The 20,626-nt window shown below is 28.5% G+C and carries 19 protein-coding genes and 1 riboswitch; of the genes, 10 read left to right on the plus strand and 9 right to left on the minus strand.

What is annotated here, in order from left to right:
- Positions 1-22: 22 nt before the first annotated feature.
- The 3 genes from cbiB to glyA all read right to left on the minus strand — a co-directional run bounded on the left by cbiB (position 23) and on the right by glyA (position 4,300).
- Entirely contained in the window at positions 23-985 is a 963-nt protein-coding gene (cbiB, locus tag B2694_RS02230; RefSeq protein WP_346884404.1) for an adenosylcobinamide-phosphate synthase CbiB, read from the minus strand.
- A gap of 17 nt (positions 986-1,002) precedes the next feature.
- A complete protein-coding gene (locus B2694_RS02235) occupies positions 1,003-2,499 on the minus strand; it encodes a cobyric acid synthase (protein WP_346884385.1) in 1,497 nt (498 codons plus the stop codon).
- 260 nt (positions 2,500-2,759) lie between these two features.
- A riboswitch (cobalamin riboswitch) is annotated at positions 2,760-2,932 on the minus strand.
- 135 nt (positions 2,933-3,067) lie between these two features.
- Entirely contained in the window at positions 3,068-4,300 is a 1,233-nt protein-coding gene (glyA, locus tag B2694_RS02240; protein ID WP_346884386.1) for a serine hydroxymethyltransferase, read from the minus strand.
- A 388-nt stretch (positions 4,301-4,688) separates the two neighbouring features.
- Between glyA and B2694_RS02245 the strand changes: the two genes are divergently transcribed.
- Positions 4,689-4,871 (plus strand): hypothetical protein, encoded by a 183-nt coding sequence (locus B2694_RS02245; protein ID WP_346884387.1) that lies wholly within the window; start codon positions 4,689-4,691, stop codon positions 4,869-4,871.
- 45 nt (positions 4,872-4,916) lie between these two features.
- Here the strand turns inward: B2694_RS02245 and yfcE are convergent, their stop codons facing one another.
- Positions 4,917-5,462 carry a phosphodiesterase gene (gene yfcE, locus B2694_RS02250; protein WP_346884388.1) on the minus strand — a complete coding sequence of 182 codons (546 nt, stop codon included), beginning with the start codon at positions 5,460-5,462 and terminating at the stop codon, positions 4,917-4,919.
- A 150-nt stretch (positions 5,463-5,612) separates the two neighbouring features.
- Between yfcE and B2694_RS02255 the strand changes: the two genes are divergently transcribed.
- The 3 genes from B2694_RS02255 to B2694_RS02265 are packed head-to-tail and all read left to right on the plus strand — an operon-like array spanning position 5,613 to position 8,738.
- On the plus strand, positions 5,613-5,864 hold the full coding sequence (locus B2694_RS02255) for an NAD(P)H-dependent oxidoreductase subunit E (protein ID WP_346884389.1): 252 nt from the start codon (positions 5,613-5,615) through the stop codon (positions 5,862-5,864).
- Entirely contained in the window at positions 5,855-7,561 is a 1,707-nt protein-coding gene (locus B2694_RS02260; protein WP_346884390.1) for a [Fe-Fe] hydrogenase large subunit C-terminal domain-containing protein, read from the plus strand. The genes B2694_RS02255 and B2694_RS02260 overlap by 10 nt, the downstream gene beginning before the upstream one ends.
- Position 7,562: 1 nt before the next feature.
- Positions 7,563-8,738, plus strand: a complete 1,176-nt coding sequence (locus B2694_RS02265; protein WP_346884391.1) for a SpoIIE family protein phosphatase — start codon at positions 7,563-7,565, stop codon at positions 8,736-8,738.
- Positions 8,739-8,762: 24 nt separating this feature from the next.
- On the opposite strand, the gene B2694_RS02270 is transcribed toward B2694_RS02265, so the two are convergent.
- Positions 8,763-9,413, minus strand: a complete 651-nt coding sequence (locus B2694_RS02270) for a TIGR01906 family membrane protein (RefSeq protein ID WP_346884392.1) — start codon at positions 9,411-9,413, stop codon at positions 8,763-8,765.
- Between the two features lie 199 nt (positions 9,414-9,612).
- Here B2694_RS02270 and hemA point away from each other — a divergent pair, with 199 nt between their 5' ends.
- The 4 genes from hemA to B2694_RS02290 all read left to right on the plus strand — a co-directional run bounded on the left by hemA (position 9,613) and on the right by B2694_RS02290 (position 14,400).
- On the plus strand, positions 9,613-10,854 hold the full coding sequence (gene hemA / locus B2694_RS02275; protein ID WP_346884393.1) for a glutamyl-tRNA reductase: 1,242 nt from the start codon (positions 9,613-9,615) through the stop codon (positions 10,852-10,854).
- A 13-nt stretch (positions 10,855-10,867) separates the two neighbouring features.
- Positions 10,868-12,142, plus strand: coding sequence for a glutamate-1-semialdehyde 2,1-aminomutase (gene hemL / locus B2694_RS02280; RefSeq protein ID WP_346884394.1), 1,275 nt, complete (start codon positions 10,868-10,870; stop codon positions 12,140-12,142).
- A 268-nt stretch (positions 12,143-12,410) separates the two neighbouring features.
- Positions 12,411-13,856 carry a Na+/H+ antiporter NhaC gene (gene nhaC / locus B2694_RS02285; protein WP_346884395.1) on the plus strand — a complete coding sequence of 482 codons (1,446 nt, stop codon included), beginning with the start codon at positions 12,411-12,413 and terminating at the stop codon, positions 13,854-13,856.
- A gap of 124 nt (positions 13,857-13,980) precedes the next feature.
- Positions 13,981-14,400: a hypothetical protein gene (locus B2694_RS02290; RefSeq protein ID WP_346884396.1), complete on the plus strand. Its 420-nt coding sequence runs from the start codon at positions 13,981-13,983 to the stop codon at positions 14,398-14,400.
- A gap of 134 nt (positions 14,401-14,534) precedes the next feature.
- Here B2694_RS02290 and B2694_RS02295 read toward each other — a convergent pair whose 3' ends face one another.
- The gene (locus B2694_RS02295; RefSeq protein ID WP_035132239.1) at positions 14,535-14,993 is read right to left on the minus strand and encodes a hypothetical protein; all 459 of its coding nucleotides are present in this window, start codon (positions 14,991-14,993) and stop codon (positions 14,535-14,537) included.
- Positions 14,994-15,264: 271 nt separating this feature from the next.
- On the opposite strand from B2694_RS02295, the gene B2694_RS02300 reads away from it, so the two are divergent.
- Positions 15,265-16,506: a patatin-like phospholipase family protein gene (locus B2694_RS02300; RefSeq protein WP_346884397.1), complete on the plus strand. Its 1,242-nt coding sequence runs from the start codon at positions 15,265-15,267 to the stop codon at positions 16,504-16,506.
- 121 nt (positions 16,507-16,627) lie between these two features.
- Positions 16,628-17,083: a CBS domain-containing protein gene (locus B2694_RS02305; protein ID WP_035135753.1), complete on the plus strand. Its 456-nt coding sequence runs from the start codon at positions 16,628-16,630 to the stop codon at positions 17,081-17,083.
- A gap of 101 nt (positions 17,084-17,184) precedes the next feature.
- Here the strand turns inward: B2694_RS02305 and B2694_RS02310 are convergent, their stop codons facing one another.
- The 3 genes from B2694_RS02310 to B2694_RS02320 form a co-directional block, all read right to left on the minus strand.
- The gene (locus tag B2694_RS02310) at positions 17,185-19,431 is read right to left on the minus strand and encodes a heavy metal translocating P-type ATPase (RefSeq protein ID WP_346884398.1); all 2,247 of its coding nucleotides are present in this window, start codon (positions 19,429-19,431) and stop codon (positions 17,185-17,187) included.
- Positions 19,432-19,455: 24 nt separating this feature from the next.
- Positions 19,456-19,809, minus strand: a complete 354-nt coding sequence (locus tag B2694_RS02315; RefSeq protein ID WP_035135755.1) for an ArsR/SmtB family transcription factor — start codon at positions 19,807-19,809, stop codon at positions 19,456-19,458.
- 203 nt (positions 19,810-20,012) lie between these two features.
- Positions 20,013-20,561, minus strand: coding sequence for a DUF1836 domain-containing protein (locus B2694_RS02320; protein ID WP_414632703.1), 549 nt, complete (start codon positions 20,559-20,561; stop codon positions 20,013-20,015).
- Between the last annotated feature and the right edge of the window lie 65 nt (positions 20,562-20,626).

Here is a 20,626-nt window from a genome sequence, read left to right on the forward strand (position 1 = left end):
ATATATAAACACTCACCTTTAACTAAAGTATAATTACAGATGCTAAACTTAATATTATTAGTAAAATTTCACTACTATACATTAGTATTATAGATTTCTTAATGTGCCTATAACTTAAAGCTTCTGTATCATCTCCAATAGTTGGTTTTTCTACTATTTCTCCAAAGTAGGTATTAGCACCACCTAATTGAATAGATAAGGCTCCAGCAGTAGCTCCCTCAGGATATGCACAATTAGGACTTTTATGATTCTTTCTGTCTCTAATCATAATCTTAAAGGATTCAATTATCCTTCCCTTAACTACCCATGCTGTAAGACACATTAATACTCCAGTTAGTCTAGCAGGAATAAAATTAAATATATCATCAACATTTGCTGGGAAAAAACCTACATTCTTATATTTTTCATTTAAGTATCCTACCATAGAATCCATAGTGTTAATTCCTTTATACATCATAGCAAGGGGTGCCCCTCCTATGATGGCATAAATTATAGGTGCAATTATACCATCAGAAGTATTTTCTGCTATAGTTTCTACATCACCTCTAATTATTTCATCCTTACTTAAAGAAGTTGTATCTCGACCTACAATATACGAAAGCTTAACTCTAGCTTCTTTTATATCATCATGAACAAGAGCATTATAGACCTGAATTCCGGCTACATGAAGACTCTTAGCAGCAAGCGTTGTCCATATCATTAAAGTATTAACTACTATAAAAACAATATTATTTATTATAGATAGCTTAAGTAATAAATATGGAATAGTGTATGTAATTATACAAACCATAAACACCATAAATAAAGAAGCCCACTTCAATTTAATATTATTAGGGAAATATTTTCTTAGCCACTTTTCTATAGCTCCAATTAGTTTTCCTATATATATAATCGGATGTGGTAGCCAATTAGGATCACCTAAAATAAAGTCTAAAATAACTGCTAAAGATACACAAAGTATATTTAAGGATATATGAAAATTAATCATGATAACTTCTCCCACTATCTATTTAAGCCCATTATTTTATATATTTTATTCATATCTATAGAAGCTCTTACAAGGTCAGCTAGTTTATCTAACTCCTTTTCTCTTAAGTGCTCATAAGGCATAGAAACCTTCTCTTCAATTCCCTTGTCTCTTCTTAATCCATTAATAATGTGTTGTCTAAACTCAACCCCATCAAAAATACCATGAATATACGTTCCCATAACATTTCCTTTATTATTTACTACTCCATCTAAATGATTGGCTTCTTCATTATTGCTCTTATTTATGTTAATAAGGCTTTTACCTTCATCCAAAAGCGTAGTTTTTCCCATGTGTATTTCATATCCATAAATACTTAAAGGTGTATCATTGTTTATTAAATCCTTTGCTATGATACCATTAACTCTAGTAGTAATCTTTTTCTCTTCAAAAACTGTTTTTATAGGTAAAATATCTAATCCTTCCATAGACTCTAGTGTAGTTTCAACTCCATAAGGATCCTCTAATACCTTCCCTAGCATTTGATATCCTCCACAAATACCTATAATTTTTCCATTAACTTCATATTCTCTAATTTTGTTATATAAACCTGATTTTTTTAAATATTCTAAATCCCCTAGGGTATTTTTAGTTCCAGGAATTATAACTAAATCAGGAGTTTTAAATTCAGCTACAGTTTCCACATATCTTACAGAAACATCTGGTTCTATAGATAACGCATCAAAATCAGTAAAGTTTGATATATGCGGTAACCTTATAATAGCTATATCAATTTTATCTGTGATATTTTTATTAAGGTCAACAGCTCCATCTTCATCCTCTAAGTCTAATTTAAAATATGGAACAACCCCTAAGCAATCCCTATGAGTTAACTCCTCTAAACTATCTACTCCAGGTTTAAGTAAGGATATATCTCCTCTAAACTTATTTATAATAGTTCCCTTAACTCTGTCCTTCTCACTATCACTAAGGAGCATAATAGTACCTAGTAAAGAAGCAAATACGCCTCCCTTATCGATATCACCTACAAGTAAAACAGGTGCATCTATTAGTTCAGCCATCCCCATGTTAACAATATCGTTGTCTCTTAAGTTTATTTCTGCTGGACTTCCCGCCCCTTCCATAACAATAATATCAAATTGATTTTCTAATTTTTCAAAAGCAGACTTTAAATCATCTTTAAATTTAACTTTTAAATTGTGATATTCTTTTGCATTGGAGTAACCATAAACTTCTCCATTAAAAATTATTTGACAATTTTTATCTGTAGTAGGTTTTAGTAGAATAGGATTCATATATACCTCCGGTTCAAGTCCCGCAGCATAAGCTTGCAAAACTTGAGCACGCCCCATCTCTTTTCCATCCAAAGTTATATATGAATTAAGAGACATATTTTGTGACTTATATGGACATACCGAATATCCATCTTGTTTAAATATTCTACATAATGCAGTAACTAGTATACTTTTTCCTACAGAAGAAGCTGTACCTTGAATCATTATTTTAGCCATTTACAATACCTTCTTTCTATTAAGTAGAGAACCCAAATCTTTGATTTGGGGTGAATCACTTACTCAGCGAACGCAGTGAGTCGAGTTTCAATTTAAATAAAATAAAAAAGCAAGGAAGAAAAGCTCCCTTGCCAAATAATTAAAATTACCATCTTAGTAAAATAAAAAATATAAGTTTAAATCTAAGTAAGATAAACTTACCAAAATCTTTAATTTTACTTATACATATTAACTTAGTCACTAAAATAGCTCATTTCCCTCCGAAAGCTCATATTTAGGCAGGTCTCCTGGCTTATGAATCACTCTAACCTCACCTTCCCCTATTAAGAGTGGTATTTGAGGGTCGTCATCATTTACAGTAGCGGGGGCTGCTATGGATTTTAACCATATTCCCTTTTCACTTTTAAAAAGCACCTAAAATACTATTTAATTTTCACCCATAATTATAAGAGGTTTAAACACATAAGTCAATATAATGTAAATTTTACTTTGCATTCATTTTTATACTCTACAAAAAATGTAAAGACCTAGCAGTGAAAATGCTAGGTCCTTAGTTATTACAAATATTTTACTTATATAATGGAATTTTATTGCAAAGAGCTTTAACTCTTTCCTTAGCAAGTGATAAATCACCATCCCTATTATCAATTGCCAAACTCATTATATCAGCAATTTCAATCATTTCTTCTTTTCCAAATCCTCTAGTAGTAGTAGCAGGAGTACCTATTCTAATACCACTGGTTACAAATGGGCTTTGGGATTCAAAAGGTATTGTATTTTTATTTACTGTGATTCCAACTTCGTCTAATAGATGCTCCGCTGCTTTTCCTGTAATATCTTTATTTCTTAAATCCACAAGAATTAAATGATTATCGGTACCATCAGACACTAATTTAAATCCTCTTTCTTTTAATGCACTTGCAAGAGCTTTAGCATTTTCTAAAACTTTTTGCTGATACTCTTTGAAAGATGGGTCTAGAGCTTCTTTAAAGCAAATAGCTTTAGCTGCAATAGTATGCATTAATGGACCACCCTGTATTCCAGGGAATATAGTTTTATCTACTAGTTTTGCATACTTTTCTTTACAAAGTATTGCCCCACCCCTTGGTCCTCTTAAAGTTTTATGAGTTGTTGTTGTAATAAAGTCTGCATATGGTGCTGGGTTAGGATGTACACCTGCCGCAATAAGTCCAGCTATATGAGCCATATCTACCATCATATATGCACCTATCTCATCACAAATTGATCTTATTTTATCAAATTCTATTATTCTTGGGTAAGCACTAGCTCCTGCAACTATCATTTTAGGCTTTTCCTCTAAAGCTACAGTTCTTAATGCATCATAATCTATAAATCCATCTTCACCTACTCCATAAGATATAAATTTATATAACTTTCCTGAAAAGTTAACTGGACTTCCATGGGTTAAGTGTCCACCATCAGATAGATTCATTCCTAATACTTTATCTGATGGTTCTAATACACTCATATAAACTGCCATATTAGCTTGAGAACCTGAATGTGGTTGAACATTGGCATGGTCTGCACCGAATAGTTTACACATTCTATCCCTAGCGATATTTTCAGCAACGTCTACACATTCGCAACCACCATAATATCTTTTTCCTGGATATCCTTCTGCATATTTATTTGTAAGCGTGGACCCCATAGCCTCTCTTACAGCCTCACTTGTAAAGTTTTCTGAAGCGATAAGTTCAATTTTACTTTCCTGCCTAGCAGTCTCAAGACAAATTGCTTCATAAATTTCCGAATCAATGTTTTTAACATGTTCTAAGTTCATACATACTCCTCCTGCAATTAAAATTAGTTGTTTTTGGTGGAACCATGTGAATAGCTTTTTAACAAGTTTGTTCTTTTACGTTAGTAAAGCTTTAGTACTTAGTTTTGCAGCACAGATAGCAACAATATAACCACCAGAACCTTTACATATCATTATAACATTTATTTTCATGTTAACCTACTCAATTTTTTAATTATTCTTGAAATTTTTTAATTATATATTATTATATGACTTTATGTGTACAAAAACACCCTTAAATAGTTTCTATATATTTAACTTTTTAAAATACTATTTAACTTAATTTAATAATTCCTTTAGCTATATTATTGAATAAATCATCTACGTTGTTATATAATCTATTTAATAAATAACTATAAGGAGGAATGACATGGAAATTCATGTATTTCTAAAACACAAGAAAGAAGCTGAAATTTTTAAGGGAGATAGAATTGATATCCTTGATTTTGAAATGGGTGGAGTTAAATATAAACAAGTGAGATACTTTAGAAATGGATTTAGTAAAAGTGAATTAATTGAATCTAATATAATTGATAAAATAATTAAAAAGTAGAGGAAGTTTTTTTAATGCCCTCTACTTTTATATATATAATATTATTTAGCTCAATACTATTTCTTGAATTATAGTTCCCTCTAATGTTTTTATATAGAATATATCTCCATCTACAACTCCATAGCTATGAGGATTATTTTCCTTTGGATAAGAAATAGAACCCGGATTAATTATAGAAATACCATCCTTTTTATTAATACCTAATATATGTGTGTGACCATGTAGCATTATATCTTTTGTAGATATATTAGGCATATTATTCTCATTATATATGTGTCCATGAGTTAAAAAAAATCTTTTGTTATTATATAAAACTACAGAATAATCTCCCATGCATGGAAAATCCAATAACATTTGATCAACTTCCGAATCACAGTTTCCACGTACTGCAATTATTTTATATCTATATTCATTTAGTATCTTTGCTACCTCTTTAGGATCATATTCTTCCGGCAATGGATTTCTTGGCCCATGATAAAGTATATCTCCAAGAATTAATAAATAATCACCATGTTCTCTATTAAATACTTCTATAGCTTTTTTTGTATATTTTGAAGAACCATGAATATCAGAAACAACTACTAATCTCATTTTATATCCTCCCATAATAAATTTTATACTTATTATTTACATTACTTTTGTAACATTGTCAAATGTATAACAATATGTAATTGACGGTGTTTTACCAAAGTTCTATAATTTATTATATAACATATATACTGATTAAGGAGGGGTTTTATTTTGATTGTTAAAGTTTGTGTTGGAAGTGCTTGTTATGTAAGGGGTTCTCACAATGTTATAAACCGAATTAAAAGCTTAATAGAATTAAATAATTTAATAGATAAAATAGAATTAAAAGCTTCATTTTGTCTTGGTCATTGTACTGATTCGGTATGTGTTACTGTCGATGATAACATTTATACTGTAAATGAAGATGAAGTAGATAAATTCTTTGAAGAATATATAATTAAGAAGGTGAATCTATGCAAGTAATGAATTTTTCCTCCGCTAACTGTAAAAATTGCTACAAATGTGTACGTACTTGTACAGTTAAAGCTATAGAAGTCTTAAATGATCAAGCTAAAATCCAAGAAGATAGATGTATTTTTTGTGGTCATTGTTTAGTTGTATGTCCTCAAAACGCCCGTCATGTGCTTTCAGATATTGATGATGTCAAAGCAGCATTAAATAGCAATAAAACAGTTGTTGCTCAATTAGCACCTGCTTTTAGAGGAGTATTCTCTCATCCTTCTAAATTGATAACTGCTCTAAGAAAATTAGGTTTTTCTCATATTGAAGAGGTCTCCATAGGTGCAGAACTAGTAACTCAAGAATATGAATGTAGGATTGATAATAGTTCAAATAGTGAATTTATCACAAGTTGCTGTCCTTCCATAGTAATGTTAATAGAAAAATATTATCCTGAATTAATTCCATTAGTTTTACCAGTATCTTCTCCTATGGTCGCCCATGGAAAAAGCATAAAAAATAGATATGATGAACCTTATACTGTTTTTATAGGTCCATGTGTATCTAAAAAATATGAAGCTTTATCTGAATCTAATTTAGGATTTGTTGATTCTGTGTTAACCTTTGACGAAATCATCGACTATATAAAAGAAAATGGTATTGAATATTCTGAACTAGAAGATGGAGAAGTAGATTTTAGCGGTACTACAAGAGGTGATCGCTATCCTGTAGTTGGTGGAATATTAAATGCCATAAGACCTACTATTGATAAAAAAGATTTAAATGTAATCAGGGTTCACGGTCTGGAAAATTGTAAGGTTATTTTAGAGGAACTTAAAAATAACACTTTAAAGAATGTGTGTATAGAATTAAGTGCCTGTAATGAAAGTTGTCTTGGCGGTCCAGGTACATTATCCGATAATGAATCTGTATACACTAGAATCCAAAGAATTCAAAATTACTTAAAAACCAAAAATAATAATTCAAAAGTTATTAATATAAATAAAGATAATCTTAATCTTACAAGAAACTTTGAAAATAAAAAAATCCATATGCTAACACCTAAAGACGATGAAATTAAAGTTCTTCTTAAACAAATGGGAAAATACACTAAAGAAGATGAATTAAACTGTAGCGCTTGTGGATACAACACTTGTGTTGAAAAGGCTATTGCTGTTTACAATGGAATGTCTGAGGTTGAAATGTGTGTACCTTATATGAGATCATTAGCAGAAAATATGAATAGTGAAATATTTAAAAATTCACCTAATGCTTTAATTATAATTGATGATAACTTATTGATTAAAGACATTAATCCCTCTGGAAGAAGAATGTTTTTAAACTGTGAAAAAGAAAGTATAATAGGAGTTCCTATAACAGAAATTATACACGACTTAGACTTTAAAAAAGTAGCCGACACAAAAAATAATATTTTAGGTAAAAAAGTTTTCTACAGTAAGTTAGATTTTCATGGGTATAAAAGTGTAATTTATATTAAAAATCACTCATCTTTATTGATAACATTTACAGACATAACTGAGGAAGAAAATAGGAAATTAGAATTGACTGAATTGAAGCGTAAATCTATTGATGTTACCCAAACAATTATAAACAAGCAAATGATGGTTGCTCAAGAAATTGCTAGCTTACTTGGTGAAACTACTGCAGAAACTAAAGTTGCTATCCTAGAGTTAAAAAAAGTATTAGAAGAGGAAGACTAATATGCGAAAATATTACTTAGATGTAGCTAATATGAGTATGAATAAACACGGTGAAGAACTTTGTGGTGACAACGTTGAAATTGCTAATACAGAAGATGGAATTATTGTAGTGATGTCAGATGGTCTTGGCAGTGGTGTTAAAGCTAATATACTAGGAACTTTAACATCTAAGATTGCAGTTACTATGTTAAAAGAAGGAGCTACTATAGATGAGACTATAGATACTATAATTAATACATTGCCTGAATGTCAAGTTAGAAAGTTAGCCTACTCCACTTTTACAATTGTGAAAATTAAAAACAGTGGCGAGGTATATATGGTAGAGTATGATAATCCACCTGTTTTTCTTTTTAGAAATAATCGAAGTTGTGACATCAAGAAGAATCGACGTATAGTGAATGGTAAAGTTATTTTTGAAAGTAGATTTTATATGAATGAATCTGATGCTCTAGTTATTATAAGTGACGGAGTTGTACATGCTGGTGTAGGAGGACTCTTAAATTTAGGTTGGGAATGGCCTCATATAAATAGATATCTAACTAATGTACTCCATAAAGAGGTGATTGCTCAAAACATATGTAGACAATTATTAGAAGTTTGTAAAGACTTATATGATAATAAACCTGGGGATGATACAACAGTAGTAACTATTAAGATAAGAAAGGAACAAAACATATCTCTCTTTACAGGGCCGCCTAAAAATAAGGATGATGATGATATTCTTATAAATCTTGTGAAAAATGCTACAGGTAAAAAAATTGTATGTGGTGGCACTACTGCAAATATAATATCTAATGCATTACACACCCCGATAGAGATAGACTTAAAGCATTATACTTCAGAAGTCCCGCCTATGGGATTTATGAAAGGGATAGACTTGGTTACAGAAGGTATACTAACTTTAAATAAAGTAAAGGAATTATTAAAAAATTATCTAAATTCCATTAAAAACAATGCTATACCCTGCGCTACAAATGGCTCTGATGGAGCCTCTAGAATTACTAATATGTTAATTAATGAAGGTACATCCATAGATATATATATAGGGCAAGCAGTTAATCCAGCTCATCAAAATCCATCTTTTCCAGATGAATTTAATTTAAAAATTAAGATTGTTAAAGACATAGCCAGATTACTAACTGCATTAGGTAAAAAAGTTAATGTAAATTATCTTTAATTTCAAAAAGATATTAGATTTTTTCTAATATCTTTTTAAATTCTTTTTATTATAATTGTAATATGACACATATAATAATACTATTCCAATGACTATGCAAAGAATTCCAATAGTACCAGCACATAATGCAAAAAACTCTTCAGGTAGTATGTTTATAATAGGATCTGTGTTGGGATCAAAAATCCATTTATCATTATTAAAAAAAATTTTATGGAATATTGTAAAGAAAAAATTAAAGTTAATACTTACAACTATTGAGATTGTAACCGGAGTTATAATTGATATAATTGAAATATATTTTATATAAATATAGCTCTTATAACTGCTAGTATACAGTACAGACAATATGGCTAACGTAATTATTAAACTTAATATAGTAATCTTAGCTAGTTTAAATAATTCCTTTACTTCTTTAAAATGAAAAGCACCAGCCTCTGATGATTCTAAAGATGGTAGTTCAAATTTGTCGTTGTTATTATATAACAAATAATCTATTACATAAGAATAATTTTTTTTCATCTCCTCAATAGATAAGCTTGTTCTCTCTTCCATATTAAATTTATTAATACTGTAAGTATAAATAGGTTTAATGCTTGTTACTATTAAAGTAGAAATAAGAATAATTAAAACAAAACCTGTAATAGAAATAAGTACATTTAGAATAAACTTTTTCATAGTGTTACCTCACCTTTTATTTGTTAGAAATTAGTAATCTATACAATACAATTTTATTATCCTATTTTATCATTGTCAAAAAAATTTTCATATAGTATAATTTTCATGTTACAATATATGAGTTATAATGTGCCCACTTGTAGTGGGTTTTAAATTTGATTAAATAAAATTTAGTAATTTCATAGATTTGGGGGTAAAGATGATTCATTTAATTGGAATAAAGAAAGAACTTGACTTAATTTTAAGAGCTAAACTAGCAATATCCCAAGATAATATAGATGGAATATTACTAAAAATGAAAGAAACTCTATGCGAAGAAGTTGTTATAATTAATACCTGTAATAGAACAGAAATATACTTAAAATCTTCCCTATCTCAAAATATCATAATACAAGAAGTATTCAATACACTTAATTGGGATGAAGAGTTTATTAAATATATATTTTACTCTAATGATAGCAAGGCTATAACTCACTTACTGGAAGTTAGTTGTGGGTTTCATTCAAAAATTTTAGGTGAAGATCAAATCTTAGGTCAAGTAAAGGATGCCTACTTAAAAAGTAAAGAGTTAAAAGTTATAAAAGCTTCTTTTGATAAGCTATTTACAATGGCTATTAGTTGTGGTAAAGAGTTTAAAACTGAAAGTAAACTATATAAGACACCTGTGTCCTATTCATCTATTGCTGCTAAAAAAGCTATAGACCAAGATTGTAAAAATATATTAATATTAGGTTTTGGTAAAATGGCTCAATTAACTTTAAATTATCTTATAGGAAAACAAGATATCTTAGATAAAATATATATTGTAGTAAGAAATACAGATAAGGTTATTAATCATAGTACTATAATAAAAAATATAAAATTAATGGAAAATAAAAAGATTGAAATTATACCCATTGATAATATGGTAGATACTTATAAATATATAGATGCTTTAATATGCTGTACTTCTTCCCCTACTCCAATTGTACTAAAGAAAGATCTCCCTTCACAACCAATTTTAATTTTTGATCTTTCCTTACCAATTAATGTTGAAGATTCTTGTAGTGAATTAAAAAATATATGTTTATTTAATTTAGATAATCTTCAAAATGTAGATAAAGAAAATAAGATTCAGCGAAGAAATATTATGAATTCAAATAAATATATAATAAAGAAATACTATGATGAATATAATAATTTTTTAAAGTTAATGTCCTTAAGTGGTATAATTAAAGATGTAAAAGAAGAAGGTAAATTACTTGTGGAAAATAATCTTAAAACTTTTAAAAATAAAAAGTACACTAAAGATAATGACAAGCTTGTAGCTACCCTTTTAAAAAGTAGTGCTAACACATATATAAATCGTGCCATTGAAGTGTTAAAAGAAGAAACTTTAAAAGGAAATAATAAGGACGCCTATGAGTTAATTGAACGTATTTTTCTAAATAAAATTAATTAGGAGGAAGAGCTTAATGAACAATAAAACTATATTTGAAGAAAGCAAAAAGTATATTCCCGGAGGAGTTAATAGTCCAGTAAGAGCACTTAAGGATATGGGTATCACCCCTCCTATTATAAAATCTGGTATGGGTTCTAAAATATATGACGAAGAAAATAAAGAATACATAGATTTTGTTGGAGCTTGGGGACCTATGATTTTAGGGCATTGTAACTCCACAGTTGTTGATGCTATAAAAAATACTTCAGAAACAGCTATAGCCTTTGGTGCACCAACAAAATTAGAATTAGATTTAGCAAAACTTTTATGTGAAACTGCCTCAATTGATATGATTAGAATGGTTAACTCTGGTACTGAAGCTACTATGAGTGCAATTAAATTAGCCAGAGGCTATACTAAGAGAAATAAAATTGTTAAATTTGCTGGTTGTTATCACGGCCATTATGATGGATTTTTAGTAAGTGCAGGTTCTGGTGTTATGACTTGTGGCATACCTGGCAGCGCTGGTATACCTAAAGAACACATAGAGCATACAATTGTTGCTAATTATAACGATATAGATAATTTAAAAGAAATATTTACTGCTTATAGTAATGATATAGCTTGTGTTATTATTGAACCTATTGCTGGAAACATGGGAGTTGTTAAACCTTCTATGGAGTTTATGGAGAACTTAGATAAACTTTGTAAAGATAATGGTACTTTATTAATATTTGATGAAGTAATGTGTGGTTTCAGAATTGCATATAAAGGTGCAAGAGAGCTATTCCAAAATGTTAAACCAGATCTTATCACTTATGGTAAGATTATTGGAGGCGGCTTACCTTGTGGTGCTTATGGCGGAAGACGTGAAATTATGGAACTCCTTGCTCCATTAGGACCTGTATATCAGGCAGGAACCATGTCAGGTAATCCTCTTGTTATGGCTGCTGGAATAGCAACTGTTAAAGAATTATACGAAAAACAAGATATATATACCCATCTAGAAACCATAGGAACAAAATTAGAAAATGGTATTAAAGAAATTTCAAAAGAAAAAAATATAAATGTAGTAATTAATAGAGTTGGTGGGATGATGACTGTATTTTTTACAGATTTAAATGAAATTAATAATTACGAAGATGCTAAAAGTTGTAATACAAACATATTTAGAAAATATTTTATGCATATGTTAGACAAAGGAATTAATTTACCACCATCACAATTTGAAGCAATGTTCCTATCAATTTCTCATAGCGAAGATGATATAAATAAATTTCTTACAGCCTATAAATCAATTAATATATAAATGTATAATTATAACATTTATAATAACTTGGGGTACAAAGTTTTTTTGTACTCTTTTTTTATTTTAATAAAATGAATATAATAATTTATCAAATTTCACAAACTAACTACAATAGCTGTTTATATCAATTATTTTTCATAAAAATGCATAATATTAAATATGACTTTTTAATTTATAAATTTTCTGAATAGTATTGCAATTATAATTATACTGATATATAATTTATTTAATTACTTAAATTGGAATTTAATATAGGAGTGTGTTGTTAATGAAAGAAAAAAAACAAAAATCTAGTAAGATAGCTTCCCCCCCTAGAAAGCCAAAAGTTTGGCAAGCTCTTATACCTATTTTAGTTCTCATTATTTCTCTATCTATTGCAATTATATTCTATGAATCAAGTCCACATATTCCTTTAATAATTGCAGCTGCAGCTGCAACTATTACAGCTTTGTGTATTGGATTTAAATGGGAAGATCTCGAAAAAGGATTTATCGACACTATCCAAATGTCAATGCAAGCAATTATAATACTTATGATAATTGGAGTTTTAATTGGTGCTTGGATATTAAGTGGTACTGTACCAACAATGATTTATTACGGACTTAAAATTTTATCTCCTGGTATATTCTTAGTAGCTACATGTATAATATGTGCTATAGTTTCATTAGCTACTGGAAGTTCATGGACAACTGCTGGTACTGTAGGTATAGCACTTATGGGTGTTGGTATAGGATTAGGTATTCCTACTCCAATGATAGCTGGTGCTATTATATCTGGTGCATATTTTGGAGATAAAATGTCACCGCTTTCTGATACAACTAACTTAGCTCCTGCCATGGCTGGTTCTAATTTATTTGATCACATTAAGCATATGTTTTATACTACAACACCAAGTTTAATAATTTCTCTTATATTATTCGCTATCCTTGGAATGAAATATGCAGGTCAAGAATTAGATGTTTCAAAACTGAATATAATATTTGATGGTTTAAAAGCTTCTGGGGCAATTAACCCTATTCTATTACTACCTCCAATAATAGTAATAATACTTGTAATTAAAAAAATGCCTGCAATTCCTGGACTACTAATAGGTGTTGCTACAGGTGTACTTTTAGCAGTTTTAGTACAAGGCGCTAACTATGGCGATATAGTTAATGTTTTAAATGATGGATATGTAAGTGAAACTGGAATTGAAGTGGTAGATGAACTATTAACCCGTGGTGGACTACAAGGTATGATGTATACAGTTTCTTTGATTATGTGTGCGATGACCTTTGGTGGTGTAATGGAGAAAGCGGGATTCTTAAATGTAATTGCTGAAAAATTGCTTAAGTTAGCAGTTAACACAGGTTCTCTTGTACTAATCACTATAATCTCTTGCATAGTTATTAATATATTAGCTGGAGACCAATATTTATCTATAGTTATTTCAGGTAGAATGTATAAAGATGAATATGCTAAACGCGGCTTAGCACCTAAGAATTTATCTAGAGCTCTAGAAGATTCTGGAACACTAACATCACCATTTATTCCATGGAACACCTGTGGAGCATTTATGTCTACTACTCTTGGTGTTTCTTGTTTCTTATATGCACCATTCTGCTTCTTGAACTATATAAATCCTATAATATCAATAGTTTATGGATACACAGGATTCTCAATGGAAAAACTAGAAGACCTAGAAAAACTAGACAAACCAGTTATCAAATCCTAGTATGCTTTGAAAAGGTCATATATTAAATGGCCTTTTTATCCTTTTATAATATTTTCTAATATGAATAATGTCAATACCACTTAGGCAATAATATAATGAATATTATTGCAAGGAGTTGATTTTCTTGGATAAAAAATATATAGTTAATAGTTTAAATGAATTATTACAAGGCATATATATTGATATAAACATTTTTGAAGATTATATAAAGCACTCTAAAAACGAAGATGTTATTTCTCAAATATCTAAAGTTCGAAATGACTACCAAAAACATTCATATAGAATATGTAATATAATAACTGATTTAGGTGGTAATCCTATAGAAATTGATAATTGTGTTAATATGAATTCATATATTAATATTGATGCTACAGTTATTGAGAAAGAGCTTTTAAAAAAAACTTGTGAAGCTGCAAATAATTTACTAAATTTAGGTTGTAAATTAATATCAGATCCTAATTTTATTAATCGCGAAAGTTATACTACTATAAATTTAATGAATAAAGATTATCAAAAACATATTAATCATATTGAAAGATATTGAAAGATATGAATTATATAGTGGTCGTTTTCAATAAAAATTGTAAAATAATTTCAATACATTATAATTCCTAAAAACATTAAAATGCCCTATTAGTATTAATTCAATAAAATACTAATAGGGCATTTTAATATATATTATCTTTTTTTATTAATCTTTTTACCAATGATGTATCCTATTAAAAGTCCAGTTCCTAATGCAAGAGCAGACTTTACTTTTTCAAATTTAATTTCAGCGTCTGAAATAGGTTTCACATTGTTAATTATAACTGTATCCTGTTCTATAATATCTTCATTTGGATATATAAAAGCTCCTACTAAGCACAAATGGTTAAATCTTTCTTCTGAAAAGTTATTTGATAAATCTTGAAGAGTTTTCAAAAAATATTCTTTAGTCCACTTATTATCCTCTTCTAGTTTTGCTCCATCATGAATTTCAAATAATCCCTTAATGTTTTCTTTAGCATAATTTAATGCATTTATAATTTTTTCTGAATTTTCCGGCTCAACTCTTATGTATTCAATTAATGCTTTTCTAACTTCCTCAATACTATTGGATTTAACTGCTTCTTCTATTAAATTTAAACTTATTTCCATAACTAATCTCCTTCTCATATTGGTTATTATTGAAATCTTCCGACATTTTTAAATTATATCATCTAAAATAGTTTACTATACTATAATTCTATTGTTAGTATATACTAATTATATAGTTTTTTACATAAAAGTTCAACGTATAAATAGTAATTATTAGTATATATAATATAATCAATATAATAATTATCAAATTTAACTCATTTAGTATAATATAATATTAAGTAGAATTACAATTAAGTTAATTTTGCTTACCAAAGGGGTGTTACAACGCTTGAATAGTTATGGATTAGTATTAGGTGGTGGTGGTTCTAGGGGTGCTTATGAAGTTGGAGTGTGGAAAGCTTTAATAGAATTAAATATAGATATATCTTCCGTAGTTGGAACTTCTATTGGAGCTATTAATAGTGCTTTCATATGTAGCAATAATTATAATGATTTAGAAGCGTTATGGCTATCAATAGATTTTTCAACTTGCTTCAATATTGATGATAATTTTTCTATAGATAAAAATCTATCATTTAAAACCCTTCCTAAATTCATGAAAAATATTATATCTAATAGAGGCTTAGATCATACACCTTTAAAAAGATTACTACAAAGCTATTTAAATGAAGATATAATAAGGAATTCACCTATAGATTTTGGTATTGTTACTCTTACTATGTATCCCCTAAAACCTATAGAAATATTTAAGACTGATATTCCTTACGGAAAAATTATTGACTATATAATGGCAAGTTGCTCCCTGCCTGGCCTAAAGCATATGGTTATTGATGGTGTCACTTTTGTTGATGGAGGTATGTATAATAATATTCCAACCAGCATGCTTTTAAATAGCCCTTGTTCTGCTATAATCCAAGTGGATATAGATGGACCTGGATTCAGTCAAAAAATTAATAATATAAATGATATACCTATAATAGAAATAAAATGTAGTGAAAATCTTGGTCCAATCATTAGCTTTGATAGTGAAAGAATTAAAAGAAATATAAGTATAGGATATTTAGATACATTAAAAACTTTTAAGCAATTAACAGGACAAAACTATTATTTTTTTAAAGATGAGTTCCCTAAGGGATTATTAGTAAATATTAATGCCATTGAGTTTAAACTTATAACTGATTCCTTAAATTTTAATAATTCCCTATACAATCATTTAAAACTATTAAGAACTATAAAAAAAATTGAAAACTTTTCAGGCATAATAACAAAAAGCCGTGTTAATATTATCATGGCTATGGAAATCACTGCAGAAATTTTAGAAATTGAAAGAAATATTGTATATAGATATGATGAACTTTTAAATAAAATTTTACAAAAAGTAAATGTATATAAAAAAAATATGAATTGTAAGGAACTTTCACTAAAAGATTATTTAATTTTAAAAAATTGCAATCTTCTAGATACATCTCAATCCACAATAGCCTTTAGAAACACTTTAGCAATTACATTTCCTAAAGAGTTTGTTGCTCATATGTTTTTGTGTTTAATTAATTATAGAATCAATTTATAGTATTACATGTTCTTAAATTATTAAAAACTTTACTCTCTTTTAGTCTAAAAACTATGTTATAATTAAAGTATAGCTTTTTAGTATACTTATTGAATATTGATTTATTGGAGGATGATAAAATATGAACATTGCCTTTTTTCTAACTCCTAAAAGCGAAGTAATTTTTGAAAAGGTTAGTTCTACTATGCGAAGAGCAATGGAGAGAATGGAATATCATAGATATACTTCTATACCTTTAGTGGATGATAAAGGAAAATATGTAGGTACTTTAACAGAAGGTGATCTTCTTTGGAAATTAAAAAATTCTTCCGAATTAAGCTTAAAGGATACAGAAAATGTTTTAATAAAGGATATACCAAGACATTTTAAAGATAAACCCGTATCAATTAATTCTGATATTGAAAGTTTAATACTTGTTGCTAAATCACAAAATTTCGTTCCAGTAGTTGATGACTCAAATATATTCATTGGAATTATAAAAAGAGGAGATATAATATCATATTGTTATAAGAAATTATTTGAGGTAGATAATAGTGATGAGTTTAGCGAATTTAAAACTATGTCAAAAATAAGTTAATAACTATCACTTAAGTTTAAAAACCCTTTAATGCTAAAAACATTAAAGGGTTTTAATATATTTTAATTCTGCATTTTAGTATTTTTAAGTTAAACTTTTATTTATTCTTCCATCTTCATAGCTCTCATAGCATTTAATACAGCTATTATTGTAACTCCCACATCTGCAAATACCGCCATCCACATATTGGTAATACCTAGAGCTGTTAATACTAAGACTATAGCTTTTATCAATAAGGAAAATGCAATATTTTGAACTACAATTTTTTGTGTCTTCCTAGCTATTTTTATAGATGTAGATATTTTTTCAGGATCGTCAGTCATAATAACAACATCAGAAGCTTCTATAGCTGCATCTGAGCCTATCCCCCCCATTGCTATACCTATATCTGCTCTAGCTAATACAGGCGCATCATTTATTCCATCTCCAACAAATATTAATCTTCCCTTCTTAGAAAGGCCATTATATATTTTTTCTACTTCACTTACTTTTTCATATGGCATTAATTCGGCTCTAACCTCATCAATAGAAATAACCTTTGCAACATATTCAGCAATTGTTTTATTATCTCCAGTAAGCATAACAGTTTTCTTAATCCCTAGTTCTTTTAACTTTGCAATAGCCATAGGTGAAGTATTTTTTATTCTATCAGAAATCACTAAACTTCCTACAAAATTATTATTTACTGCAACATATATAATAGTACCCACTTCATTTGATTTTACATACCTAATTTCAAGTTCTTCCATCAGTTTATAATTTCCTGCATATATATATCTATCACCAAAGTATATTTTTACACCTTTACCTGGAATCTCTTCATAACTCTTTATTCTACTTTTATCAATAATAGCCTTCGTACTAATTTTTTTATAGGATTCTACAATAGATTTTGCAATAGGATGATTAGAATACATTTCAGCATATGCCGCATATTCCATTAACATGTCCTCAGTAATGAATCCATAAGGAGTAATTTTTGTAACTTCAAAGCTTCCTTCTGTTAATGTACCTGTTTTATCAAAAATTACCACTTCTGCTTTGCTCAATGCTTCAAGATAATTCCCTCCTTTGACAAGCACCCCACTTCTAGATGCTCCTCCAATCCCACCAAAGAAGCTTAAAGGTATTGATATCACAAGGGCACAAGGACAAGATACAACTAAAAATGATAGTCCTCTATATAACCAGGTATATAAATCTTCACCCATAGCTAACGGTGGTAAAAAAGCTAGTAGAATAGCTAATATAACAACAATAGGAGTATAGTATCTAGCAAACTTTGTTATAAACTTTTCTGTTGGTGCTTTTTTATTTGAAGCATTTTCTACTAATTCAAGAATCTTTGACACTGTAGATTCACTAAATTCCTTAGTTATTTTAACTTCAATAAGAGAAGTTTTATTTATTGATCCAGCTAAAACTTCTGCTCTTTCCTTGACCACTCTTGGAACAGATTCTCCTGTTAAAGCAGAAGTATCTATTTGAGAATCTCCCCTTACTACAACTCCATCTAAAGGAATTTTTTCACCTGGCTTAACAACTATTATATCACCAATGCCTACCTCTTCTGGAGAGACAGAAGATATATCCCCATTACTTAATTTTAAATTTGCATGGTCTGGACGAATATCCATTAACTCTGATATAGAATTTTTAGATTTATTAACTGCCAATTCTTGAAAAAACTCTCCTATTTGATAAAATAGCATTACTCCAATAGCTTCTGGATATTCACCAATTAAAAATGCACCAATTGTAGCTATACTCATTAAGAAGTTCTCATCAAAAACTTGACCTTTTATTATGTTTTTGCCGGCAATAAGCAGAATATCTCCACCAATTACTAGATAAGAAGTTATAAATAAAAATAAACTTATCATATCCTTAGTTAATACTCCAGCAACTGCCAAAGAAATTCCTATAACAAATTTTATTATTTGTTTCTTTTTAAATCCTTCTCCATGATCATGGTTATGATTATGAACATGATCATCACTATGAGAATCCTTGTAGGTAACCTTTTCTTCCTTAACTTTATTATCATTTGAATTAGAATTAATACTTTTTATATTTCCCTGAACCTTAACATTTTTTTTACTTGTATTATTTTTTTCAATTTCTTTAACTCTAACTCCATGTTCAATTCTAGTAGATATGCTTTCCACATCATCAAATATTATTTCTCTATTAGTGTTCTCATCAACCTCTAAAATTGCTTTTGATGTCACAGAGTTGACTACAGCACTTTGTACGTAAGATAATTGATTTAGTTCACGTTCGATTTTCAAAGCACAATTTGCGCAATGCAATCCTTGAATTTCATAAAGCCTTTTTGTTTGTCCCATTATTTTACTCCCCCTATAACTAGTTTATTCATTAACGTGGCTAAGCCCTTTATAGAAAATATCTTTAACATGATCATCATCTAAAGAATAATATACAACTTTTCCATCTTTTCTTGATTTTACAATCCTAGCTAGCTTTAGTACTCTTAATTGATGAGATATTGCAGATTGTGTCATATTAGTTAAAGCTGCTATGTCGCAAACACAAGCTTCTGTATTTAACAAAATATTTAATATTTTAACCCTAGTAGGATCTGCCATGGACTTAAATAAATTTGACAGTTCTTCTACTGTAGTATCATTTAAAGTTTTATCTTTTAATTTTTCAGTAATTTCATCATGTATGCAAACTTGCATACAAACCTCTTCTTTATACATATATTACATACCCCTTTCATGTGAACACCTGTTCATACGTTTATACTATGCTCATTTCTTTTTTTTGTCAATACTTTTCAAACAATATATTTAATTAAATATTTCATATAATTTATAATATAAGCATTAATTATAAATTTACACCTAAAAATAAAATGACTGTCTATAAAGGCAGTCATTTTATTTTTTCATTGATTTTAAATTTATTCATTAAAATAAGTATCTATCATCTTTTCTGCAATTCTCTTATTTAAGGAAGCTGAATTTAAAAGTGTTAATATAATCAATAATATTTTTTTATAATCATCATAATTTTTAGTAGTTTCTTTTTCACATAAATTAGTTGTATCATTGACAATTGAAGTTAAGAATTCTTTTTCTTTATCAATTTGATTTTTCTTTAATGAAAGATATTCATTATATATGTTACTTAAATCAAAATTTGATTTTTCTTCTGATAATATTTTTACCATAGGGGTAAATATTTTTTTTATATCAGCTATAGACAAAGTTTGCTTTAAATCATAAATTAAAATCATTAAAAGAATATGATCTTTAGAATATTTTTTATTTTTATTTTGAAAAAGCAATTTGTCTTTAGAATAGTTATTTATCATAGTTTTGGTTAAAATCTTGTCCGTAGGGTTTCTTTTTATATGCTCTAAGTTATTTTCAAATAATTGAATTACCTGATCCATATATAAATCAATATCTGGTATTTTATTAATATTAATCCTATCATCTAAGTTCATATTAATTAAAAGCTCTTCTAAATTTTCTATATTAAAGTTCACATAATCACCTTGTATAATGAACT

It is taken from the genome of Clostridium sp. UBA4395 (assembly GCF_002390995.1).
Classification (GTDB): Bacteria; Bacillota; Clostridia; order Clostridiales; family Clostridiaceae; genus Clostridium_J; species Clostridium_J sulfidigenes.

Excerpts from the sequence above, each read along its gene's own strand:
- B2694_RS02235 (WP_346884385.1), bottom strand. The coding sequence starts at position 2,499 with ATGGCTAAAATAATGATTCAAGGTACAGCTTCTTCTGTAGGAAAAAGT.
- glyA (WP_346884386.1), bottom strand. The coding sequence starts at position 4,300 with ATGAACTTAGAACATGTTAAAAACATTGATTCGGAAATTTATGAAGCA.
- B2694_RS02245 (WP_346884387.1), top strand. The coding sequence starts at position 4,689 with ATGGAAATTCATGTATTTCTAAAACACAAGAAAGAAGCTGAAATTTTT.
- yfcE (WP_346884388.1), bottom strand. The coding sequence starts at position 5,462 with ATGAGATTAGTAGTTGTTTCTGATATTCATGGTTCTTCAAAATATACA.
- B2694_RS02260 (WP_346884390.1), top strand. The coding sequence starts at position 5,855 with ATGCAAGTAATGAATTTTTCCTCCGCTAACTGTAAAAATTGCTACAAA.
- B2694_RS02265 (WP_346884391.1), top strand. The coding sequence starts at position 7,563 with ATGCGAAAATATTACTTAGATGTAGCTAATATGAGTATGAATAAACAC.
- B2694_RS02270 (WP_346884392.1), bottom strand. The coding sequence starts at position 9,413 with ATGAAAAAGTTTATTCTAAATGTACTTATTTCTATTACAGGTTTTGTT.
- hemA (WP_346884393.1), top strand. The coding sequence starts at position 9,613 with ATGATTCATTTAATTGGAATAAAGAAAGAACTTGACTTAATTTTAAGA.
- hemL (WP_346884394.1), top strand. The coding sequence starts at position 10,868 with ATGAACAATAAAACTATATTTGAAGAAAGCAAAAAGTATATTCCCGGA.
- nhaC (WP_346884395.1), top strand. The coding sequence starts at position 12,411 with ATGAAAGAAAAAAAACAAAAATCTAGTAAGATAGCTTCCCCCCCTAGA.
- B2694_RS02295 (WP_035132239.1), bottom strand. The coding sequence starts at position 14,993 with ATGGAAATAAGTTTAAATTTAATAGAAGAAGCAGTTAAATCCAATAGT.
- B2694_RS02305 (WP_035135753.1), top strand. The coding sequence starts at position 16,628 with ATGAACATTGCCTTTTTTCTAACTCCTAAAAGCGAAGTAATTTTTGAA.
- B2694_RS02310 (WP_346884398.1), bottom strand. The coding sequence starts at position 19,431 with ATGGGACAAACAAAAAGGCTTTATGAAATTCAAGGATTGCATTGCGCA.
- B2694_RS02315 (WP_035135755.1), bottom strand. The coding sequence starts at position 19,809 with ATGTATAAAGAAGAGGTTTGTATGCAAGTTTGCATACATGATGAAATT.
- B2694_RS02320 (WP_414632703.1), bottom strand. The coding sequence starts at position 20,561 with ATGAACTTAGATGATAGGATTAATATTAATAAAATACCAGATATTGAT.